Annotated in this window: 18 protein-coding genes and 1 pseudogene; 11 read left to right on the top strand and 8 right to left on the bottom strand. The window is 59.7% G+C overall.

What is annotated here, in order from left to right:
• Window positions 1-665 precede the first annotated feature (665 nt).
• On the bottom strand, window positions 666-842 hold the full coding sequence (locus IPM54_39835; GenBank protein MBK9265929.1) for a hypothetical protein: 177 nt from the start codon (window positions 840-842) through the stop codon (window positions 666-668).
• A gap of 959 nt (window positions 843-1,801) precedes the next feature.
• On the opposite strand from IPM54_39835, the gene IPM54_39830 reads away from it, so the two are divergent.
• Window positions 1,802-1,990, top strand: coding sequence for a hypothetical protein (locus IPM54_39830; protein ID MBK9265928.1), 189 nt, complete (start codon window positions 1,802-1,804; stop codon window positions 1,988-1,990).
• Window positions 1,991-2,173: 183 nt separating this feature from the next.
• A complete protein-coding gene (locus IPM54_39825) occupies window positions 2,174-2,323 on the top strand; it encodes a hypothetical protein (GenBank protein MBK9265927.1) in 150 nt (49 codons plus the stop codon).
• 1,170 nt (window positions 2,324-3,493) lie between these two features.
• On the opposite strand, the pseudogene IPM54_39820 reads toward IPM54_39825, so the two are convergent.
• A pseudogene (locus IPM54_39820) lies at window positions 3,494-4,917 on the bottom strand (transposase family protein).
• Between the two features lie 13 nt (window positions 4,918-4,930).
• Here IPM54_39820 and IPM54_39815 point away from each other — a divergent pair.
• From IPM54_39815 to IPM54_39800, 4 genes are all read left to right on the top strand, one after another.
• On the top strand, window positions 4,931-5,068 hold the full coding sequence (locus tag IPM54_39815; GenBank protein MBK9265926.1) for a hypothetical protein: 138 nt from the start codon (window positions 4,931-4,933) through the stop codon (window positions 5,066-5,068).
• A 101-nt stretch (window positions 5,069-5,169) separates the two neighbouring features.
• Entirely contained in the window at window positions 5,170-5,496 is a 327-nt protein-coding gene (locus tag IPM54_39810; protein ID MBK9265925.1) for a hypothetical protein, read from the top strand.
• 275 nt (window positions 5,497-5,771) lie between these two features.
• A complete protein-coding gene (locus IPM54_39805) occupies window positions 5,772-7,736 on the top strand; it encodes a hypothetical protein (GenBank protein ID MBK9265924.1) in 1,965 nt (654 codons plus the stop codon).
• Window positions 7,737-7,785: 49 nt separating this feature from the next.
• A complete protein-coding gene (locus IPM54_39800; protein MBK9265923.1) occupies window positions 7,786-8,688 on the top strand; it encodes a hypothetical protein in 903 nt (300 codons plus the stop codon).
• Window positions 8,689-9,112: 424 nt separating this feature from the next.
• Here IPM54_39800 and IPM54_39795 read toward each other — a convergent pair whose 3' ends face one another.
• Both IPM54_39795 and IPM54_39790 read right to left on the bottom strand, forming a co-directional pair.
• Window positions 9,113-9,919 (bottom strand): hypothetical protein, encoded by an 807-nt coding sequence (locus IPM54_39795; GenBank protein MBK9265922.1) that lies wholly within the window; start codon window positions 9,917-9,919, stop codon window positions 9,113-9,115.
• A gap of 32 nt (window positions 9,920-9,951) precedes the next feature.
• Complete coding sequence (locus IPM54_39790) at window positions 9,952-10,476, bottom strand: hypothetical protein (GenBank protein MBK9265921.1); 525 nt, start codon at window positions 10,474-10,476, stop codon at window positions 9,952-9,954.
• 71 nt (window positions 10,477-10,547) lie between these two features.
• Between IPM54_39790 and IPM54_39785 the strand changes: the two genes are divergently transcribed.
• A complete protein-coding gene (locus tag IPM54_39785; GenBank protein MBK9265920.1) occupies window positions 10,548-12,497 on the top strand; it encodes a protein kinase in 1,950 nt (649 codons plus the stop codon).
• Between the two features lie 242 nt (window positions 12,498-12,739).
• Entirely contained in the window at window positions 12,740-14,116 is a 1,377-nt protein-coding gene (locus IPM54_39780) for a citrate synthase (protein ID MBK9265919.1), read from the top strand.
• On the opposite strand, the gene IPM54_39775 is transcribed toward IPM54_39780, so the two are convergent.
• Window positions 14,088-14,357 (bottom strand): hypothetical protein, encoded by a 270-nt coding sequence (locus IPM54_39775; GenBank protein MBK9265918.1) that lies wholly within the window; start codon window positions 14,355-14,357, stop codon window positions 14,088-14,090. The two genes, IPM54_39780 and IPM54_39775, sit on opposite strands and share 29 nt — an antisense overlap.
• A gap of 218 nt (window positions 14,358-14,575) precedes the next feature.
• A complete protein-coding gene (locus IPM54_39770; GenBank protein ID MBK9265917.1) occupies window positions 14,576-14,905 on the bottom strand; it encodes a hypothetical protein in 330 nt (109 codons plus the stop codon).
• A 480-nt stretch (window positions 14,906-15,385) separates the two neighbouring features.
• Here IPM54_39770 and IPM54_39765 point away from each other — a divergent pair, with 480 nt between their 5' ends.
• The 3 genes from IPM54_39765 (at window position 15,386) to IPM54_39755 (ending at window position 17,905) form a co-directional block, all read left to right on the top strand.
• On the top strand, window positions 15,386-16,168 hold the full coding sequence (locus IPM54_39765) for a sigma-70 family RNA polymerase sigma factor (GenBank protein ID MBK9265916.1): 783 nt from the start codon (window positions 15,386-15,388) through the stop codon (window positions 16,166-16,168).
• A gap of 71 nt (window positions 16,169-16,239) precedes the next feature.
• Complete coding sequence (locus IPM54_39760; protein MBK9265915.1) at window positions 16,240-17,157, top strand: PAS domain-containing protein; 918 nt, start codon at window positions 16,240-16,242, stop codon at window positions 17,155-17,157.
• A gap of 43 nt (window positions 17,158-17,200) precedes the next feature.
• Window positions 17,201-17,905 (top strand): DUF2267 domain-containing protein, encoded by a 705-nt coding sequence (locus tag IPM54_39755; protein ID MBK9265914.1) that lies wholly within the window; start codon window positions 17,201-17,203, stop codon window positions 17,903-17,905.
• Window positions 17,906-18,071: 166 nt separating this feature from the next.
• Here IPM54_39755 and IPM54_39750 read toward each other — a convergent pair whose 3' ends face one another.
• Both IPM54_39750 and IPM54_39745 read right to left on the bottom strand, forming a co-directional pair.
• Window positions 18,072-18,638 (bottom strand): NAD(P)H-dependent oxidoreductase, encoded by a 567-nt coding sequence (locus IPM54_39750; GenBank protein MBK9265913.1) that lies wholly within the window; start codon window positions 18,636-18,638, stop codon window positions 18,072-18,074.
• 118 nt (window positions 18,639-18,756) lie between these two features.
• Window positions 18,757-20,460 carry a nucleotide-binding protein gene (locus IPM54_39745; GenBank protein MBK9265912.1) on the bottom strand — a complete coding sequence of 568 codons (1,704 nt, stop codon included), beginning with the start codon at window positions 20,458-20,460 and terminating at the stop codon, window positions 18,757-18,759.
• Window positions 20,461-20,584 lie beyond the last annotated feature (124 nt).

The following is a 20,584-nucleotide window of genomic DNA, read 5'->3' as shown; positions in this document are numbered from 1 at the left end:
CGCGATCCACCACTCGTGCGATCGGGGCCAGCAGTACTGCGGGCGGCAGTGCCGTCAACGGGCGCGCAAGCGGAAGTTTGTCTGAGCGCTCGCGCGAAGGGCATCAATCAAGCGCCGAAGGGCGCCGATCATCGAGACCACATGCGCGTGTCTGCAGTCGAAAACGCCGCGTGCTAACCTTTGGTGACGGATCTCAGGGTTCGAGGGCTTTGTCCCCACCCGCTCAACGTGTGTCCGACGTCCGAGCGATCGCGTCGCAGTGACCGTACACGACTCGGATGTCCAGGGCGCATATTATCGACTGGATAAGATCGCGTTGACGGATAGGCCCCAGACCGTGTAACCCGGCCCGCACGGTGACGACGGACCCGCGCGGACGCTGCGATCCATTTGAGCCAGCAACGATGACGCGCACCCGGCGCGCCGGTAACGCTCTCGAAGTTTGTCGCCTGTAGTACCAACGCCCTTAGGCGCTGTGCCTGTAAAAGACGACGAGTCGAATTGTTCATCCAAGCGCTAGTATCTGCGACGCTCGGATTCGGATCAGCGCTCGCTGCATTTACGAAGTCGGCATTGCCGTGATGGACCGCACCGGAAGCGTAGCCAGAATTGGCGACTAGGCGATGCTTTCGCTGCCCGCGTGCATGGCCTCGGGCGAGGCTGATTCACATGCCGTTTCGGTTGAAACCGAGGCGCACATCCGTCGCCATTCTTCTTTCTTCTTTGGCGAGTGGAAGCGCGGTACGATCGCTGCGCAACCCGTCATTCATACCTGTTTTGTCGGTCGAACGCGTCATCGGTCGCGTCAGGCCCGTGCCCCAGGCACCAGAGGCTTTCGTCACGAATCACTGTTGCGTTTCGCTGCATTCATTGACGAAACGCTCAAACGATATCCGCGCCCGTACACGCGTCTTTACGGATGCTCGTCGGCGCGAGGATTTTTTTCACTTTTTTTTTTTTTTTTTTTTTTTTTTTTTTTTTTTTTTTTACCGGGACGATTCCGTGTCTTACGTACCTACCTTCGACGTGTGCGTTCCGAAACTCGAAAAACCGGAAGCGTTTTCGCGTGAAGCCGTTGGTTGCCGAGGCGCAGATCGATTAGGACGTGGGGTACCCGACATGCCCGGCGGAAAACGACCACTTTGGGTCTTCGTTTTGCAGTGTTGGCGTATTCGCGAGCGCTTTGGGCCGAACACAAGCTCGACCTGTCCGTCCGTCGCTCCGCCGATCGGCTCGTGCGCGCGGCAAGCTTTTTCGAGGCTCGGCAGGCAATGGCTATTCGACAGTCCAGCAATCGTCATCCTCGAGCGGCAAGGGACAACGTGCGATTTCATTCCGGCCTTGTCGAATTGCCGGCGCTATGAGCGTCGGCCTCGCATGTGGCCCGCAGTAACAACCGCACGAACAAAGGAGGCGCGAGCGAGCGACACGCCATCTGCGTGAGCGATTCAAAGCGTTTTCGAGCAATCCTCGATTGAGCAAGGAAACGCGCAATTCACCGCATTATCCAACCGATCTGCTTGTGTAGCGGTCCCGATCCGCCGGCAAGTCCTGGGAAGCCCCGCGTGGCGGATGTATTCGAGGAAGAGCTCGACTTCTTCTTTGCGCCGCCGATACCGCCGATGGTAACTGGCCTTGGTACCGTTCGACAACACGGCATTGTCCGAATCCGATGCCAATGCGCGGTTTCCTTTCTGCAGTTTTGCCCGCGTCATTGACGCTCGTCGCCAATGATACGCGTCAAACTTCGCGTTATAGCACTCAGGTTGCGTCACGCCACGCGCGCGTGGGGAAAAAGGCAATGGCAAAGAAGACCCGGCGCATCGTGCCGAAGCTGCTCGACCAAAAGCGCGCTGCGAGCATTCCCAAGGGGCGGGATCGATTGCACGCGCAGATCGATGGCATCGATCGACTCTTCTCGCGCTGGGTCGAAGTCGGTCGAAATCTCGGCAGTATGACGAGCCGTACCATTCGATTGCTCGATGCCTAGTGGTACCGACGTGCTTCGCGCGGCTGTCGACGAGGCCATTGCTCGCGGCGCGTACGATCCGGTGCGCTCGCTGTGTTATGCGAGCAATGGGAAAACCTGGGCCAGCCCATTCCCACGTTGCTCGATATCGGTGCGCACGTGCCTGATCGTGATGCCCCGTCCCGCACGACCTTGGAGGTTACGATGTCTGATGATGTGATTGGTCGATTTCGTGATATCGGCGTACGCGCTCCAGCCGACGCACTTTCGGCTCTTTTTGGCATGCTGCGAAGAGCGCTTGTCTGGGCCGATTTTGCCGAGCAGCGCAGTTGCGCTCGAAATACGCGAGCGTGAAGTCCGCAATTCGCGCTCGCCGCATGGCGCAACGCTTGGTACGGTCACGCCGCTCGACGTCTTCGATTGGAATCACGCTCGAGCATCGACCGCCCCAAATACGAGCATCTCTCTGCAACTCGGTTTCATCGCCGAGGCACAGAATGTCGCTATTTCGCGGTCAAAGTGGCGTCGGCAAAACCATGCTCGCATAAAACTCGCCTTTGCGAGCGCCTCGGAGCAAGGCTACACCGTCCGCTTCACGACGCTCGCTGGAGCGCTGGCGGACTGCTCAAGCAAGAGTCGCTACCGGCCGTCGAACGACGATTGCGTCGGTACACGAACCTGACCTGCTCGTGCTCGACGAGATTGGCTACTTGCCAAGTGATGCCTGATCGGCCGATTGGCTTTGCAACATCATCAGCAGACGCCACGAAAAGAAGTCGACGGTGGTGACCACGAACCTCGCCTTCAAGCAGTGGAACACCGTGTTTTGGCGCCGCCTGTGCCGTCGCCCTCGTCGACCGCGCTTTGCTCAGCACTGTCACGTTTTCGATATCGACGCCGACTCGTGGCGGCAAAAGACGTCCCCTCCGAGCTGCACCGAATCACGCCAAGCGCAGTCGCTGATCCGTGCCGAACCCGCCCTCGAACCCGCGGTCAAATTTCTGGATTTCGAGGGGCGGTTACAACCGCGAATCGAAGTCCTGCTGCCAAGAGACGCAATTCCGGACAAGACATCATCGTGCATCTCCGCCTCGTCAATCGCGAGGACCGGCGCATCGAGGTTTGTCCGATGCTCTGCCCACCGCCCTCGCAATGCTTTGAAGCCACCCCCACGATTGCTTGCTCGAAGCGGCACAGCAAAATGTCGCCGAGCTCGCGATAGAAATCCGGTACGCGACTTTGCGGGTGATCGATGGATCCCACCACGACGTCCGGCAACGCTTGATTTGGTGGGCAAGCAATCGCAAAACGACCGATTGGCCCATTCCCGGATCACCCGTAATCATGACGAATCCGCCATCTTGCACGGCGGCGCCGTACGCTGGCAAAAAGATTCGATGGCGGGCGATGCGTAGATCGCTTCAATCGGCACGTCCGGGCGAAATGGATTAATTTTAGCCCGTAAAGCGTCAAGAGTTCGACTTCGTGTCCCTCTTTCGAAAATTCCGTTACTTCCTCGTGAGCGAGGTATGCCGGGGGCAACCTGGTCGCCGCGTATTCGGCAATGTATTTCTGGCAATGGCGTGATTCCAGGCGCGTCCCCTGCGTGGTCGGTCGGCTTTGCGTCCGATTGAATCACTCGCCGTTGTCGGTCGGCATTTTTGGCCTTGTCGAGCGGCAAAAAGCGTGCACAGAGACTTTCCCGTACGCTCGTCGCACAGTTCCACCGACGACAAGTCCCAGTTGCATATCGGACGTGGACTCGCTTCAAAGGCCGATATCGCGCGGGAATCTCGAAACGAATCCCCTCGAGGCTCAGCGTGCCATCGCCTTGCCTCTGCGCCCGCGTCGTAGATCGACGAAATGCCTGGCGCAATTCGTCCGGCTGAGGACTCGGACGACTCGTATTCGGCCCATCGAGAAATCGTGCAATGGGCGCTTGCTTGGTTTCGCTGTGGATGGCCCGATTGTACTCTTGTTCGACCCACGCTTGCGTTGCCTGGTTCAGCAATGCCAAAGTCAGCGTAGGCTCGCCGCGAAGCATTGCCATCAGCCGACCTTCGACCTGAGCCCAAAACACTTCCTGCTTGGCGTTTTGCTCAGGTCCATACGGCCGAGTGTGATCGTACACGATACCGAGTTGCAACAATCCCTCGCGCGTTTCGGCAGCCACCATGGCCCCGCCATTGTCGGCGTAAAGCGCCCAGGGCAATCCGCGTTTCATGATCGCTTGGCAAAGGCCGTGAATCAGCGTCTCCGCGCTCGGAGCGAGGTACCATTGCGCATGGCAAACCAATCGCGACCGATCATCGAGCACGCACAAGAGCACCGGCTTGTGCCGTTCGCCCGATGGCAAGCAGAGGCTGCGGAGCATTCATGAAAAAATCCAAATGCCACAGCCCATTGACGTGCTCCACCTCGAAAGAGCGCGTTTCCCGGACTTCATAAACTTCGTCCGTATTCGTTTTCTTCTGTCGGATCTTGGACGACTTTGCGCGCAAGAGTCCCTGGCTCTTCATGTATCGACAAATCGTCGAATACGACGAAATCGGATGGATGGTCGGATCCTTCTCCGCAAGAGCCACGATGTTGTCGTAATGAAGCTGAAACGACAGCCACGGAAATTGCTGGTGCAGCCGCCGAATGGTTTCTTTGAGCACGGCATGGATGCAGGGTTGTTTTCCCGCATCACCACGCACTTTGCGCGCGAGCGATTCCATCGTGTCGACGGGCGACGCTTTGGCTTGATAGTACCATCGCTCGATGGTGGACGCGCCAAACTTGACACATTCTCCCGTCGTGGGATGGCGCCATTGCCTTTTGGCGAGCTCCTCGATGGCAATCGATAACTCGCCATGTTCGGGTGGAGCCGCAAAAAGCGGTCCTATGATTTGAAAGCGCAGACGAGCCCATCGCATGCGCATCGGCACGCCCTCGGATTCGTTCATAAAGGTCACCTCGATGACCGGAGCGCGGGCTACATTGCCGCCTCCGGACAACCGGGGACTACCTCAGAATCGGTTTTACCGCAAAAACCAAGCTCTGCGTATCGACAATCGAGTATCGGATAGCGTGCTCGATGACTGGGCGGCTTCGTAACCATTGCGACAAACCGCAAGGCGTGCATGAGTTGGTCTCGGGGATCACCGGAAAACCTTTCGAGGAGCGACAGGGGCAAGCGCGTTTCGTCGAGTGGCGGCATGAAACGCGAGCGTTCGGCGATGAAACCGGACAGCGATGGCAGGATGGACACGAAAACGCAAGCCAGCGACGCTGGGTTCGTCGGGGATGTCGAACGATTCTGCGGTGGTTGTCGCGGCACGACGAGCGCTGTCGGCGCCACGCTGTTGCCAATACGTTGCAGCGGCGAGCAGGACGATGGCGAAAACGTACACGGAGCGAGAAATAAAGCGGATCGACAGCGGTGTCGTGCGTGCTCGGCAGCCTTCTCGAGCGCAGCAAAGCTGATGCGGCGGCTGAACAATGGTTCGGCGTCGGCCACGATGCCGCGTGGTTTTCGCGGGTAGTCCGCTCGGTGAAGTTTGCCCCCGCACGCGCATCCAGCCGCGCTGGCCTCTCAGTGCGATCGCTTCGTCAAACTCGACAAGCGTCAAGAAAAACTTGACGTCCGGCAAAAGCCGTGCCACATAGGACTCCTCCGTTGCTTCGCAACTTCGGAGTCCAGCCCTCTCGAGGAACTTTTTCAAGCTCTTTGAGGGGGCTGTGGTTTGTCCATCACGAAGCGTGCTTGGAGGAGGCCGGGGGAGCATCGGTTTTGTTGGTGGTGCTGAGCGTTCGAAGGATGCAAGCTGCCCGCCATTTCGTCGCGCAATACCTTCGCATCGTCGTGATTGTACTGACCAACTACGGGGCAGCATTGTTGGTGTTTGCATGGACAATCCTTGGCTGTGGACCTGGTGTCGTCCGCGTCGTGCAGCCGGATTCGGCGGCATTTCTGCAAATAACCAATGCCCAAGTGAGCGCCGAGGCGCGGCGTTCTGCGCATTTGATGGGGCAATGGGTGCGTGGGCGTTCGCCCGACAAGATCGGCGTTTTGGAGGACAGCAAGCTCCCCGAACCGTACACCCAAGATGACGAAAGCGGGGTTTGGCCTTCCGAATATCACTTGGGATACGCCGCGCTGAGGCTCATTCGCGAGCATTATGCGGCCGCTCATCCAGCGTACCGCGTGCCCAAAGACGGCAACCTCGTCGAGGTCATCGACGAAGCGGGCGGGAACACCCACATCGTAGCGGATTTCGACAGGGATCGGCACATTGATCTCGCGGATGTCGAGGGGCGGGTTTTGTTCGAAGTCGTTCCGCGGGGACAAACACACCGGTCTGCGGCGAACAACAAGGTCGACTGGCATTTGCGCTTGATCAATGGCGCCATGCTCGGCGTTCCGAAGTTCAAACTCGGGACGGGCTACGCGGGCGAGGTGGGTGTGCGCTTTGCCGAGGGCGCCCAGCCATGGGTCCTTCGGTGGGCTACGACGGATCCGGGGGTTGTCGAGTACCAATGGCTGGTGCTCGGCGCGGAGCAGCAGACCGCGGAGGCCTACGGCGATGCGTATGTGGCCAAGCGATGGCGTGAGCCGACGCTGCGCGAGATTTCGCGATTGGGGCGAGCGCTGCACGAAGTGGTGGAGCGGTTGGTCCAGGCGCGTGAGGAGCTGGGACGAACGCGTGCCGAGGCGACGATACCGATTTTGCCCGGAAAAACGATAGCGGACTACCTGCGGTCAGTGGCGCTGTGGAGCGCGCACGACGATGACGTTGCGCGGCTGCTCCCGGTGATGCGCAAGCCTCCCGAGGCGGTGGCGCGGGTGCGTTTGGACGCACGACACGTGGGACAAACGGTCTCCGGTGGTGGGGGCGGTACTGCACAAACTTTCTACACAGTCAAGGGGAGACCTGGAAATCAACCTTGGAACTTGCATATGGGCAATGCCGCGCACAATGTGATCGGGGCGGAGTATAAGGCGCGGCATCCCAAACCCCAAGAGGTGCGCACCAACACGGTGAGTATAAGAACGATTGTAGACGCAGCAGGCGGAACGTCAGCTTTGCTCGGTGCCGGCGAAGCTTTGCGACGGCCAGACATTGCGGATCTAGCGAATACAGTCGTGTTCGAGATCAAGTCCAGCTCGCAGGGTCAGTTGGCAGAAGGGATAGCCGACGTCGCCAAGAACATTGCCGCGATCAACCGGGGAATGCCGCGCAAGTTATTTACCCACGGCACCGGATTCGCCGGGGATGTTTGGGTCCGGTTCGACTTGAGCATGCGGTGGTGGCGCCTCGACTGGCGCACGACGACCCCCGGCGTGGTTCAATACAACTGGAAGAAGCTGAGCGACGACGAGATCGACGAGCCCACGATCATCAAGGGGCTCCAAGAGGGGCGATTTACATGGGTGGATTTGACGCAAGCGGACATGCAGCAGTACGCCGAGAAATGCGAACGATGGTCCGAAGCGTACGCCAAGGGGGCTCAAAAGCTCTTCATGATCCAAATGGTAGGCGGCTACGTCGTGCAAATCATTGGCACCGCCACGATGGTCTATCTCAGTCCCGGGCTCGGACCGGGCAAAAAGGTGCAACAAGGTGCATCCCCGAAGGCTGGGTCATTGCTTCCGCCATCGCCTCCACGTTCGCCATCGCCAGGCCCCATCTCGACGCCACCGAGGCCGCCGTGGGGGCCGCCGCGTCCGCCGCCGGAGCTGCCGCGTCCACCGGCCGGGGCGCGGGTCGGCGATTCCCTGTAGACGCAGGCACTTGCTTCCTGCGGCAAGTTGTGGAACGTCGGGTTTGACCATGTCCGACGTAACCGCGACCAATCCCGCATCGCCCCTGCTTTTCCCTGCGTTCATGTACGGCGACAGGACCACGTGTCGCCGCAAGCTGAAGGCCGAAGCCAAGAAATGGGCCAAATACTACATGGAGGGCCGCGACTTTCCCGAACCGAAGCTCATCCCCATTCCCTCCGGTTCCGTCGTGTTCACGGATGAGGACATCGCCAAGTGGGTCGGAGCGGGGTATTCGTTCTATCCACAAGCCAATGTCGTGACCATTGCCGCCAATCCCAAAGAACAAGGTCTCCATATCCAATGGCGCGCGTACATGCTCGAGACCCTGCAATTCGAAACGGAATGGGCTGCTAAACTCAGCCATATGGAACGCTTCCCCTTACGGCGTGCATTCGTCACACACGTTTGTAGATACCCTTGGGGCGCGATTTCCGCAGCCGTCATATCTCGTCTGCTCAACAGCATCGAGCTCGCCGTGCCGCGCATCGAAGGTGTCTTGCGGCATTGGGAAGCGCTCGACACCTTGAAGTACGTCGATGTTCGTGAGGGTCTCATCTCGCTCGCCGAACTCATAGCGTATCGTTTCGATGGCACCGTCCCCATGTGGGTGGATCAACCCACAGGGAATATCCGGACCGACCTGCAAACCGCAATCGAGCAAATGCGCAATGCGTCGGAAGACGAGATTCACATGCGGCTGCTCGAGCACTTGCGTGCGCTCGTCGATAGCGAGAAAGGCTTGAAACATCGCGAGTGGTTGAAATCACCGGGTGTGATCGAGGCTGCGCTCGAAGCGGAACGTCGCCAAGGGCAAGAATTCTACGACAATCTGACCAGTGGACAAGGCGGGGAAATCGGTTCGTTTTTGCTCTTGTACGAAAGGGACAATTACCCCGGCAACGTGCATTGAGGTGTGCCGACCATGTCCGACGCAAGCGCAACGAGCCCCGCATTGCCCCTGCTTTCCCTGCCTTTTTGTGCGGCGACAGGACCACGTGTCGCCGCAAGATGAAGGCCGAAGCCAAGGCCAATGGCGTCAACACCGTAGGATGCGCAATGGCATGCATGCGCCCAACGTCACGCATCGAGCCGCCCAAATTCGTAAGCAAATCTATGGAGCATCCCTTTCGAAAGGGGTCCCCAGCGGTTCGAAACCATCTCCAACCCCCTTCGAAAGGGGTCTTCTGTAGATTCGATTACTCGCGACCCCCTTTCGAAAGGGGTCCCAAGTGGTTCGAAACCACGCCACCCCCTTTCGAAAGGGGTCTTCTGCAGGTTCGATGACTCGCGGGCCCTTCGGCACCGGTCCCGCGATGGTTCGCGTCAGTCCGCACTCACGGCGCCAGCGTCGGAACGTTGTCCATCCACCGCAAGCGACTCAACGCCGCCGTCAAGTCCACCACGAGCTTCGTGTTCACCGCCTCGAGCACCGCGTGGCACGACGTCTTGTCGAGCGACGCCTTGGTCCTCGTCTGCCGATCCTTCGGAATGCTCGCCCATTCCTTCGACCAATTGGCAAACCCACCCGGCGATTGACACACTATTTCCACGACGTCCGGACTCTTCGTCCACACCGCCCCAAGCTTGTCCTTGCCGGCTTCACACGTGCCGCGACCAAGCACGCGCGTCGTCAATTGGCATACCTTCAATTGCGTATCCACCACGCAATTGCGCAAAAAAATTTGGCCATCCGCTTCGTCGATCACACCCACCGCGTCCATCTTGTCCCCGCGGTTTCGCGACCCGAGCGCCGCTTCTTCGCCCGCTTTCAAATAACACCGCAATGCCGCAGCATTGGGCGCCGGGTCATCCGCGTTTTTCAAAAACGTAACGAATGCACCCTTCGCGTCGTCGTTGCCCACTTCACCCATCGGACCATACACGAGCGCCACTTTGCCTCGATACCGCGCGCTCGCCGCCTTCGCGTCCGTCTCATACGCGCCCAGCACGTCGGCCGCCGTCACATCGACGTCGGGCGGATGCCCAACCATCGCGTCCGCCGTAGCGCCCGCCGAAGCGGCCGATGCACTCGGAGCAGCCGACGCGGCCGTGGGCGACGCATCCGAACGCGAACGCGAACACCCAGCTAGCGTCATCAAAACCAACGGTCCCGCAAGAAGCAACGAATCGAAGAATCGCACCAGCTCACCCTACGATCTCTGCATGCCGCAGATCAAGGCTCTTCGACCATCGGAAACACCTCGACGCTCGTCGCAGCAAGCGCCGCCGCGCCATCCGGCGCATCCGCATCCTTCAGCGCCGCGAAGTGCTCGCGCGAGTCCCATATCGAAATGGTCATTGCTTTTCCCGTCGCAGGGTCGTGCACGAAATAGCTCGCCTTGCAGCCCGGTTGCTTCTTCATCCACGCCCGATGCGCCCGCGCTTTCTCGATGTCGCCCTCCGATGGCCGCTCGTGCGTCACGATGCGACAAATTCCCTTGCTTTGAACTGCAGCCGTCGCCGCAGGAGCCTTGGTCACCTGCGCCGCGAGCCATACGCGCCCAATCTGGAGCACTGGATGCGCTCCCTCGACGCCAAAGTCCTCCGGCGTCACGACACGACCATTGACCGTGAAGTACCCGAGCTTTGCGCCAAACTCGTCCGCGAGCGCGTAACGATTCTTTCCTGCTGGTGACAAGTCGTACCGGAAGCCGTCGATGGTGACTCGATTGCCGTCGACACTGGTCTTGGGAGGCATGGCGCGACCCTATACCACAAACCGTGGCAAACTGCGATGGAATTTGGCATCGAGTAGGATATGCTCTCAGCGTGACATCGCCCCATCGTCCGATTCCACCGCCTGTCAATGAAATTTGGAAAACGTTTCTCACGACGGCCAACAGGGTTGATCCGGAGCGTACGATAACGTCGTTCGAGCTGCGTGCGTCGAAAGAAACGCGCGCCATTGCGCCCGCACCTCAGCCGCCGCCCGTTTCGATGTCGGACCTGCCTTCGGTGCCGGTTTTGACGCAATCGGTGGCTCCGGGCGACATGGCGGGTACGGATTTCGAAGTGACCGGGGTGCTGGGTGAAGGCGGCATGGGGCGCGTGTTATTGGCGCGGCAAAAGTCATTGCAACGCGACGTCGCGCTCAAAGTGCTCAAAGCAGCGGAAACGAGCCGCGATGTGGTGGATACGCTGCTCGCAGAGGCGATCATCACGGGGTCGATCGAACATCCGAGCATCGTGCCGGTTCATGCGCTGGGGCGCGACAAAGAAGGGCTCCCCGTCCTTGTGATGAAGCGAATCGACGGCGTGTCGTGGCGGAGCCTCTTCAATGATCCGGCGCATCCTGCATGGGCGTCGTTGGCCATCGACGAGGGCGATAGGCTGGACGCGCATCTGGAGATCCTCGAGGCCGTTTGCAATGCGGCGCATTATGCGCACACGCGGGGCGTCGTGCATCGAGACATCAAGCCCGAGAATGTGATGATTGGCGGGTTTGGTGAAGTGTACCTGGTGGATTGGGGCATTGCAGTCCGCAAGGCAGACTTGGAACAGCAAGACGACGCGGCGATGTACGGACCGCCCGTGGGAACACTCGCGTACATGGCTCCGGAAATGGCGATGGGGGATTTGGGCCGCATCGATGCTCGGACGGACGTGTATTTGCTGGGCGCGACGCTGCACTTCATTCTCACGGGAAAACCTCGGCACGAGGGTGATACGACGCTCGAGGTCTTGTTTTCGGCGCGAGATTCGGAGGAGGTCGCTTATGGTCCGAACGTTCCGGCGGAGCTTGCATCGATATGCAATCGAGCGATGCATGTCGATCCGGACGAGCGTTATCAGAGTGCGCTGGAATTGCGGCAGGCGATTACGTCGTTTTGCAGGCATCGAGGTTCCTTGGCGCTGTCGGAAAAAGCATTTTCGAAGCTCTCCGAAATTCAATCCGCGCAGGATGCCGCGGGCGCCGTGCACGATCGTCGGATGTACCAGGCTATGACGGAGTGTCGATTTGCCTTCATGCAGGCGCTCGATGCATGGAAAGGAAATCAGGACGCGCGACGGGGTTTGGATGCGGTACTCGAACGAATGATCGAGTATGAAATGGCGCAGCGGGACGTCGAAAGCGCGCGAGCGCTCTTGGCGGACCTGTCCGAGGTTCGGCCGGATATCGAGAAGCGAATCGACGCGCTCGTTTTGGAAATGGAAGCCGCGAAGGTGCGTGAAGCAAAACTTCGGGCGATGGAGCGGGACGCGGATTTGCGAATTGGCGCGCGATTCCAATTGGCGATCCTCACGGTGTTGCCCGTGAGCGCCAGCGTGGCCTTTGGTGTCATGCTGCAGCGTGGTCAACATCAGGCGACGCAGAAGCAACTCATTCTTTTTCCCACGGTCGTGCTGATGCTGCTCGTGGGCGCATTTTTCTTGTTGCGCGCGCGTTTGACGACGGCGGTGAGTCGCAAAGCTTTTGCAATGTTTGCGCTTTTTCCCATGGCGACGCTTCTGCATCGGGCATTTGCCATTGCACGCGGGACCGACGTGGCTTCGATCGTAATGACGGATCTGGTGATCGTCGCGGTCGTCGCGGCGGCGTTTGCCATTACGATATTACCGCGCGTCGCCTTGGTGACGGGGCTGTTTGGCGCAGGCGCCGTGGTTGCTTATTTATTTCCTGCGTACGCGACGCACATCTTTACGGGCTCGACGGTGCTCGGTACCGCGGGCCTCATCGTTTTCTGGGGTCGAATGGTCGCACAAGAGAGAACGATGTGAATCGCGAGCGTTACCCCGCACCTCACGCCTCACCCCCCCGACCCTCCTCTCCAACTCCGCTTCGCTGCGCGGACAGGGGGGAGGCGGAAGTTCCAGCGGTCATCATTACGCAACATGACAGCGCATTGCGTAACGAACTTTCAAATGAAAACAGGACATGACATTGCTTGTCCCTGCGTATCAGCATACACGCATTTCGACGTGATACGATATGCGTCGTGCACACCCCAGGACGTCGTGCCGTGGCTGGAAAGCGTTTCGCATTGGATCCGGATGGCTATGACGACGGCATGCGCGACCGGGAGAAAACGGTGGCGCCCGCAGGAGCGCCAGTGCGACAAAAGAATGATCTACTGACTGCAAGCGAGGCCATTGAATATCTGGACGTCAAACGCCCGACGCTTTACACCTACGTCAGTCGCGGATGGGTGCGAAGTCTCCCCAGCGCCAGCGGCCGCGGTCGGCTCTATGTCCGTGAAGATCTGGAACGGCTGAAGTCGCGGAGCAGTGCGCATGTAGGGCACGCGACGATGAGCGCTCCACCCTGCGAGACGCAGGTGACCCGAATCGATGCAGGCGGTCCCATTTATCGAGGTCATTCGGCCGCGACGCTCGCTCGCGCGGGTGTCCCTTTCGAGTCCGTTGCGGAGCTTTTGTGGACTGGTGAGCTGACCGAAAAATGCCCCGACTGGTCGAAGCGTCCCATTTCGAGCGATCATCTGCGCGATCTCGAGCTTGCTGCGGAGCTTGCAAAGCGCGCGGTCGTGCACGTCGGCGTGCAGGATTTGCAGCCGCTCGTTGCCATCCGTCTGGGTGTCACGGTGCTCTCGGCGCGGCGTCGTGCGCGAATGCCGAGCGCTCCGCGGAATGAGATGCGCGAAGCGCGGGAGCTGCTTTTGCTGAGCGCCGAGCTGCCTCGAATATGTGGCGATGCGTCAATCGTCACGCCACCAATGACGGCTCGCGGCATTGCAGCGCGCCTTTCAAGCGCATGGGAATCGCCTGCTGTCCAGGTGGAACCTGCGCGACGGGCGCATGCCATCAATCAAGCGCTCGTGTTATCCGCTGACCATGGGCTCGACGCGTTGGCGATCGCGGTGCGCATGATGGCAGCGGCGGGCGGCGATTTGTATGCGTGCGTTTCGTCGGGGCTCGATGCAATGGCCGGCTTCGAGTACGAGAGTATCTGTATGCAACTGGAGCACATCGTGTGCGATCTGGTATCTCCTTCCGCGGTGCGTCGTTATGTGGCAGCGAGTATGGAGCGTGGGCATTCGATTCCGGGATTTGGTCATCCATGGTATCCGGCGGGCGACCCTCGGGTGCCGTTGCTTCTCGAGCAGGCAGCGGCGCTCGCACAGGATGAACGACGTGTGCGCAATGTGATGGCGCTCATCGAGGCTGCGCGTGACCAAGGCGCGCCGACGCTCGAAGTTGGAATGGTGGCACTCGCCGCGGCATTGGATTTGCCTTTCGGTTCGACGTCGATGCTCGTTGCATTGGGTCGCATGGCGGGATTCATTGCTCATGTTTTCGAGCAATGGGATTCGGCAGGGAATGGGGAGCTGACTTCGCAGGAGCGGTCCGATGTCACCCATCGTCATCGCCGAGGTCTTTGACGTCTTCCAATTTGAGCTCCAGGAGGATTTGGAAGATCATGACGATGCGCAAGAGGCGCGACGCTTCGCGTTTGACCTTGATGAGGTCGTCCGCTGACGTGCCTGCCGTGGCCAATTTTTGCAGCAATGATTTTTCGGTCTCGATGATGCGAGCGAGAGCCATTTCTTCTCGGGCAATCGCATCGAAGCGTTCGATGCGGATTTGATCGAGCGTGCGTTGTCCGGGTTCTGGCGAGACCATAACGGAATCCCCTTTTGGTTTGGAGTAAGTGCATGGGCACCGCACACACCTGCGGCGGAGCTCGGTTATATTGGGATTGATAGGCTCGAAGTGCGCCGGCGCGCGTCGGGGAGGACGAAGCGCGCCGGCGCAACTTCGAAGGCGTGGGATGGGAAGGTTCAGCGCTGCTTTACATGCCGATGCGGCGCAGTGCGATTGAACCTCGCATTACCCGTCGATCACGGGTAGGCGGGCGGCTGCTGGGACTGGGCCGTATAATGGTCGTCCAAGAAGTGGAGCGCTTGGCACAACTTCAGGTTGAGCACGATCTCCTTGCAAATGATCGTTTCCAGTGTTCCCCGGACCGATTCATTGACGCTGACGAGCCAGTTGAATTCGGTGGCGTCCAGCGGCTTGGTGACATCGCCCACGACCTTTTGAATCTTCTCCCCTTCCGCATTGATGATGTGAGCCAAGCCGAGCTCCTCGAGGGCGACCGAAAAGACGACCCAGGCTGCTGCATTGCAAGGATCGAGATACTTCGGATCGTTGTTTTCGATTTTCGGCATACCCATGATGATTCTCCTTGTAACGCTCCAGGTCCCCATGCCGCGCCATTCGCGACATCAATCGTCTGGAGCTGCAATGATGACGGGCTCGAGCTGCACACGTGAGCAATTTTTTGGCAATGCATGCAAAACCCGAAAATGGTGCAGAAAAGTAGCATTCCGATTGCAATTGGACCTGTCTGGAACGTAAATACGGGGACAATCCTATACCCATCATGGATTTCCTGTCGGGAATTCGCTGCGGCAAACCATTTTTGCGCCATGAACATTGCGAATCCAATGGATGTCGACGAATGAATCGACATTGACATGTCGCTACATTCATTCAATCGGCCGAAATCGATCATTCGATGTCGATTCACGAATCGACGTTGACGAATGGGCAGCATTTGGGCGAAGTCTCGTGTGCGTGCAGGGCTTTGCATGAAGCGCCCAATCGAAGGCCATGAGGCGTCATGCAAAGCGCACGCGGGGGCTGCCATGGGGGAGACAGATCGAGCTACGTTTTCAGTTGTCTGGAGCGAACACAAAGAGCGCTTGTATCGTTTGTGTCTTCGGTGGATGGGCGGCGATCGCGACGCTGCGAGCGATGCGGTCGCCCAAGTGGCGCTCAACGCCGTCGAAGAATTGGCATCCAGTCATTTACCGATATCGAATTACGGCGCCTGGCTGACTCGATTGGCCAGAAATGCCTGCATCGACATCCATCGAGAACGAGCATCGGACCATCGGGCCATCGATCGCTTCGGCATCGACGTCGACCAACGAAGTGCGTATTGCGAATCGCCCGAATCGGAGGAGCTGCGGCGCGAGCTGGGCGAGCATCTTCGAGAAGCAATCGAACGGTTGCCACCACGCCTGCTCGCCGTCGTAAGGCTCCGCCTTCTAGAAGACGCATCGTACGAGGTCATTGCCGAAAAACTCGGCGTGTCCCCGGAGGCAGCGCGAAAGCGCATGCAAGATGCCCGAGACATTCTTGCGGAGGAGCTGAGTCCCTACCTGATCAATGGAACGAGATTGAACGAGATCTTCGGACTGCACATCCCCATCGATTGCACCACGCATGCTCCCCGCGCTTGGCAACGTCGCGCCCGTCGCTTGTACGAACCATCGTCCAATGGATCGACTGATGACGGTATGCGCCCGCGGACCGATTCCTCCAAGCTGAAAGCGCACCGGCTCGAGTCGCTACGGCCGTCGCCCTCCATTTCGGATGCCCTGCTCGACCCTCGCGAGCAGGATCCCCACGTGCCAACCCCTTGACGGCGTGCGCAATATCAGCTTATGTCACAGCTTTACGGAAAGTGGTGGGCAATGAACTTCCGGCGGGTGACATGACGGATACATCAAAGTTGAACCATGACGCTCTCGACGCCGAGGCGCTTCGTCGTGAAAACGAGGCACTTCGCCGGCGAATTGCGGAGCTCGAAGCGACATGCGTGTCATGTGCGGATGGTGATGGCGTGCGCTCATTGGCTGAACGCACGCACTTGCTCCACGCCGTGATAGACAAATCGCCGAGCGTCATCTTCGTCAAAGCGGTCGATGGCCGTTATTTGCTCGTCAACCGCCGAGCAGAAACGCTTTATGCCAAGACGCGCGCCGAGCTATTGGGGCATTACGATAGCGAATTCTTTCCGCCAGAGGCGGTTCAGGCAATGAAAGTGAAGGACGACGAGGCGCTTGCTCGCGGTGAGCCGATTCAATTCGAGGAATCGGTGCCGTTTCATGGCGAGCTTCGCCATTATGTGACGATCAAGTTTCCCATCATGGGTCTCGATGGAGCTGCTTTGGGCGTGTGCGGAATTGCCACGGACGTGACGGAGCACAAGCGCGAGGAAGCCGAGCGGTTGTTGATGCGCGAGCAGGTGATTGCGGCGCAAGACGAGGCGCTGCGCGAATTGTCGACGCCGCTCGTGCCCATTGCGCAAGGTGTGGTGGCGATGCCTTTGATTGGAGCGATCGATTCCAAGCGCGCCGATCTCATCGTGACGGCGCTACTCGATGGCGTCAATCAACAAAGCGTGCATACGGCCATTCTGGATATCACGGGGGTACGCACCGTCGATTCTCACGTCGCCGGAGCGCTCGTGATGGCTGCACGTGCCGTAGGGCTGCTCGGTGCACGGGTGGTCGTCACGGGAATTCGGCCCGAAGTCGCTCGCACGCTGGTCGATCTGGGCGCGGATCTCGCCGGCATCGTCACTCGAGCCACCTTGCGCAGCGGAATTGCCTACGCGCTTGGGCGGTGAGCCGTGTCGGCGCGGACCGGCCGCATGACGTGCTTTTAGATGAATGAATCAGCATCACGGCACGCCGCTCGCATGCAGCGTGACCATGGAGTACGAACCTTTCATGGATCGGGTCGCTCGGCGGGGGGCTTTCGAAAGCGACGACGTTGCGCTTCGGGCCGCCCGTGCCGTCATTACGGCGCTCGCCGGGTTTCTCGTTCCCGATGAGGCGCAGGCGCTCGCTGCGGCGCTGCCAAGCTCGTTCGTGCCGCTGGTCGTGACGAGCGCCGTCGCGGCCGAGCCTGGGCGGGATGCCATGTTTCAGCGTGTCGCTGCGCTCGAAATAGTGCCGCTTGCGCTCGCCACCGAGCACACCGTCATCGTTTTACAGGTCCTGTCCGATTTATTGCCAGAAGAGACGCGGATTCGGCTCGCTCGGCACCTTGGCCCCGAGCTTGGCGAGCTGCTCAGCCCCATGCCCGCGCCTGACGAGCCGCCTGCGCATATCCACAGGCCGCCTACGGTTGCGCCGGGCGGCGGGCATACGCTTGCGACGGGCCGTCCGGGAAGTCGGCATCCGCTGAGCGAGGCCACGCCCGAGCGTGCACATACGCATTCGGTGGTTCGTTCGGACAATCCGCATGGCGATACGAAGCTGTCGTCGACTGAGGGGCTCACGCAGGAGCGCGAGCACGAGACGCTCGCGGAAGGCCGTCCGGGCCCAGCGCGGCCCATTGCGGAGGCGGGAGAGCGGACGGCGAAGGGGTAAGCGCGGCCGAAGGGGTAAGCGCGGCCGAAGGTCATATTGCTCGGCACTCGCGTTCCCCAAACTCGCCCGCTACGCGGGCTCGAACAATGGGGCCCCCTCGCGAGCGCCGAGAAAGACGACCTTCGACCTTGATTCCAATTCACTACGCGTATTCGGTTCGGAGCAATCACCCGCGCTTCTCGCGCAATGGCTTCAGCGCCCCGCTCCAAGCGATCACTTGGTCGAATACCTGCCCCATTGTCTTTTCGTGATGCGCGGCCGGTTTGAAGGTGGAAAAATGTTCGAAATCGGTGAACAAGGAGAGCGCGACCTGGGCGCGCACGGTCGCCACACGCACCTCGGCCATGACCAACCGAAGGTGCTCGACCGCTCGCACGCCGCCCGCGCTGCCATAACCGACGAATCCGGCAGCTTTGTCGTTCCATTCGGCATACAAGAAATCAATGGCGTTCTTCAGGGCGCCCGATGTGCCATGATTGTATTCGGGCGTGACGAATACGAAGCCGTCGAACGAGGCTATCTTTGCGGCCCAACGTTTCGTATGCTCCTTCGAATACTTGCCTTGCGACGGGGGAATGGGCTCGTCGAGAAGCGGAAGATTGAAGTCCTGGATGTCCACCAGTTCGAACGTGGCGTCGCTGCGCCGCTGCGCAATTTCGTGCACCCATTTGGCGACGGATGCGCCTACACGGTTCGGACGCGTGCTTCCAATGATGATCCCGACGTTGATCATGGTGTCCTCCTGTGGCGCATTCGCGCGACGGCTGAGGTCGAGCAAAGAATGAGCCGATGTCACTTCAATGCGCTCGGCCGTGGTTACGCAACGTCAAGCCGGCGGGCAGGTGCAATTTTCACGGCGCCAGTTTCGCGATGAATACATCGAGGCTGCCGCTGTCGCTCGTGAGCGGTCCGCCGCCAAAATCGATGGTGCCTGGATTGTCGCTGAACACGTAGACCTGCCCCATCGCATCGGTGGCCACGTTTTGACCCGATTGCGAATCCGCATCGCCGAACCGCCTGCTCCAGACGTGTTCACCTGCGGGCGAAAGTTTTGCGACGACGATGTCGCGCAGCCCGGCGCTCGAAAGCGTGCCCCCGCCATAATCGACCGCAGCTTCGAAATGACCCGTGAATACAATATTTCCCGCCGAATCGAGCGCCAGGTTTTGCGTCGCATCGTCTCCCGTGCCGCCGAATCGCTTGCTCCATACGTGCGCGCCCGTCGCATCGAGCTTCGTGACGAAATGGTCGCGCAGTCCGCCGCTCGTCAATGTGCCGCCACCGAAATCGACCGCTCCTTCGATGTAGCCCGATAGGACAACCGCACCCGCAGCGTCCACGGCGATCGTTTCGCCGCGCTGCATCGCTGCATCGCCAAAAAGCTTGCTCCATTGATGCGTGCCGAGCGAATCGAAGGATGCAACGAAAATGTCGGTGCCGCCCGCGCTGCCGAGAATGCCGCCGCCGAAGTTCGTGCTTCCATTGATGTCACCTGCAAGGATGACGTTGCCCGACGGCGCCACGCGTGCGGCGTATCCAATTTGATCTCCCGCGCTGCCGAAACGCTTGCCCCAGACGAACGTGCCGCTTGGCGCGTATTTGGCGAGGAAAATGTCAGCGCCTCCAGCGCTCGATAGGAGCCCACCGCCCAAATCGATGGTGCCTATGAATTCGCCGACGATGACGACGCCATCGGTCTCGTCGACGGCAATGTCTTCGATGCGCTGATTGTTGAGGCCTCCGAATGCTTTGCTCCACATGTGCGAGCCATCCGCGGCAAACTTTGCGAGGAAGCTGTCGTCGGCACCGGTGCCCGTGAGCGGTCCGCCGCCAAGGTCGATGGTACCCCCAAACCAGCCCGATACGTACAGATTTCCTGCGGAATCGAGGACGATTGCTTGACCGCGTTGATTGTTGCCGTCACCGAATCGTTTGCTCCATACGTGGTTGCCGTCGGAATCGAATTTGGCAATGTAGATGTCATTGCTTCCGGCGCTCGTGAGCACGCCTCCGCCGAAATCGATGTCCCCTTGAAAGTATCCTATCAAGTAGACGTTGCCTGCGGCATCGACGGCGGCGCCTTGGGCATTTTGCAAGAGTGCATCGCCAAAACGCTTGCTCCACAAATGGTCGCCGCAATCGGGCACTTCGCTGCAATCTTCGTCGATGGGCGTGGTGCAATCTTCGGTTTGCGGCGTGATGGCGCCCATGCAAGGACCATAATCCATGCCGCTCGGATTGCATACTTTCGTTCCTGGAGCGCAAGTGCCGACCCCTTCGGTTCCCATCGGGCCGTCATAACAATTCGCAATGCTTCCGGGTACGCATGAAGTTTCGCTGCCGCCAGAACCGCCCATTGCGCCGGCGCCCCCGGAGCCAGCAAAGCCGCCCATACCGGCGTCGCCGCCGGAGCCGGCCGTGCCGCCTGCATTGCCCGAGCTGCTCGAGCCCGAGCTGCTGGTCGTGACGGTATCATCGGAAGAGCAGCCGAATGTGACGCAAACGGCGGCAGAAAGGGCAAAAAGAGGAATCGAATGGCGAAGGGAAGGGCGCATGCCGGGCATTGAACAGCGGCAGCGCTCACGTGTCAACATGTTTGCGACGATACGTTTATTTCCGGAGCAAAGAGCAGAGGGGTTTTGTGTTACAAGTTGTGGTCGTTGAAGGGTTCCTCTGTGG

This window comes from Polyangiaceae bacterium, assembly GCA_016715885.1.
In the GTDB taxonomy this organism is placed as follows: Bacteria; Myxococcota_A; Polyangia; order Polyangiales; family Polyangiaceae; genus Polyangium.
Note: the sequence above shows the minus strand (reverse complement) of the source record. Positions and strands in the feature narration are given on the sequence as shown.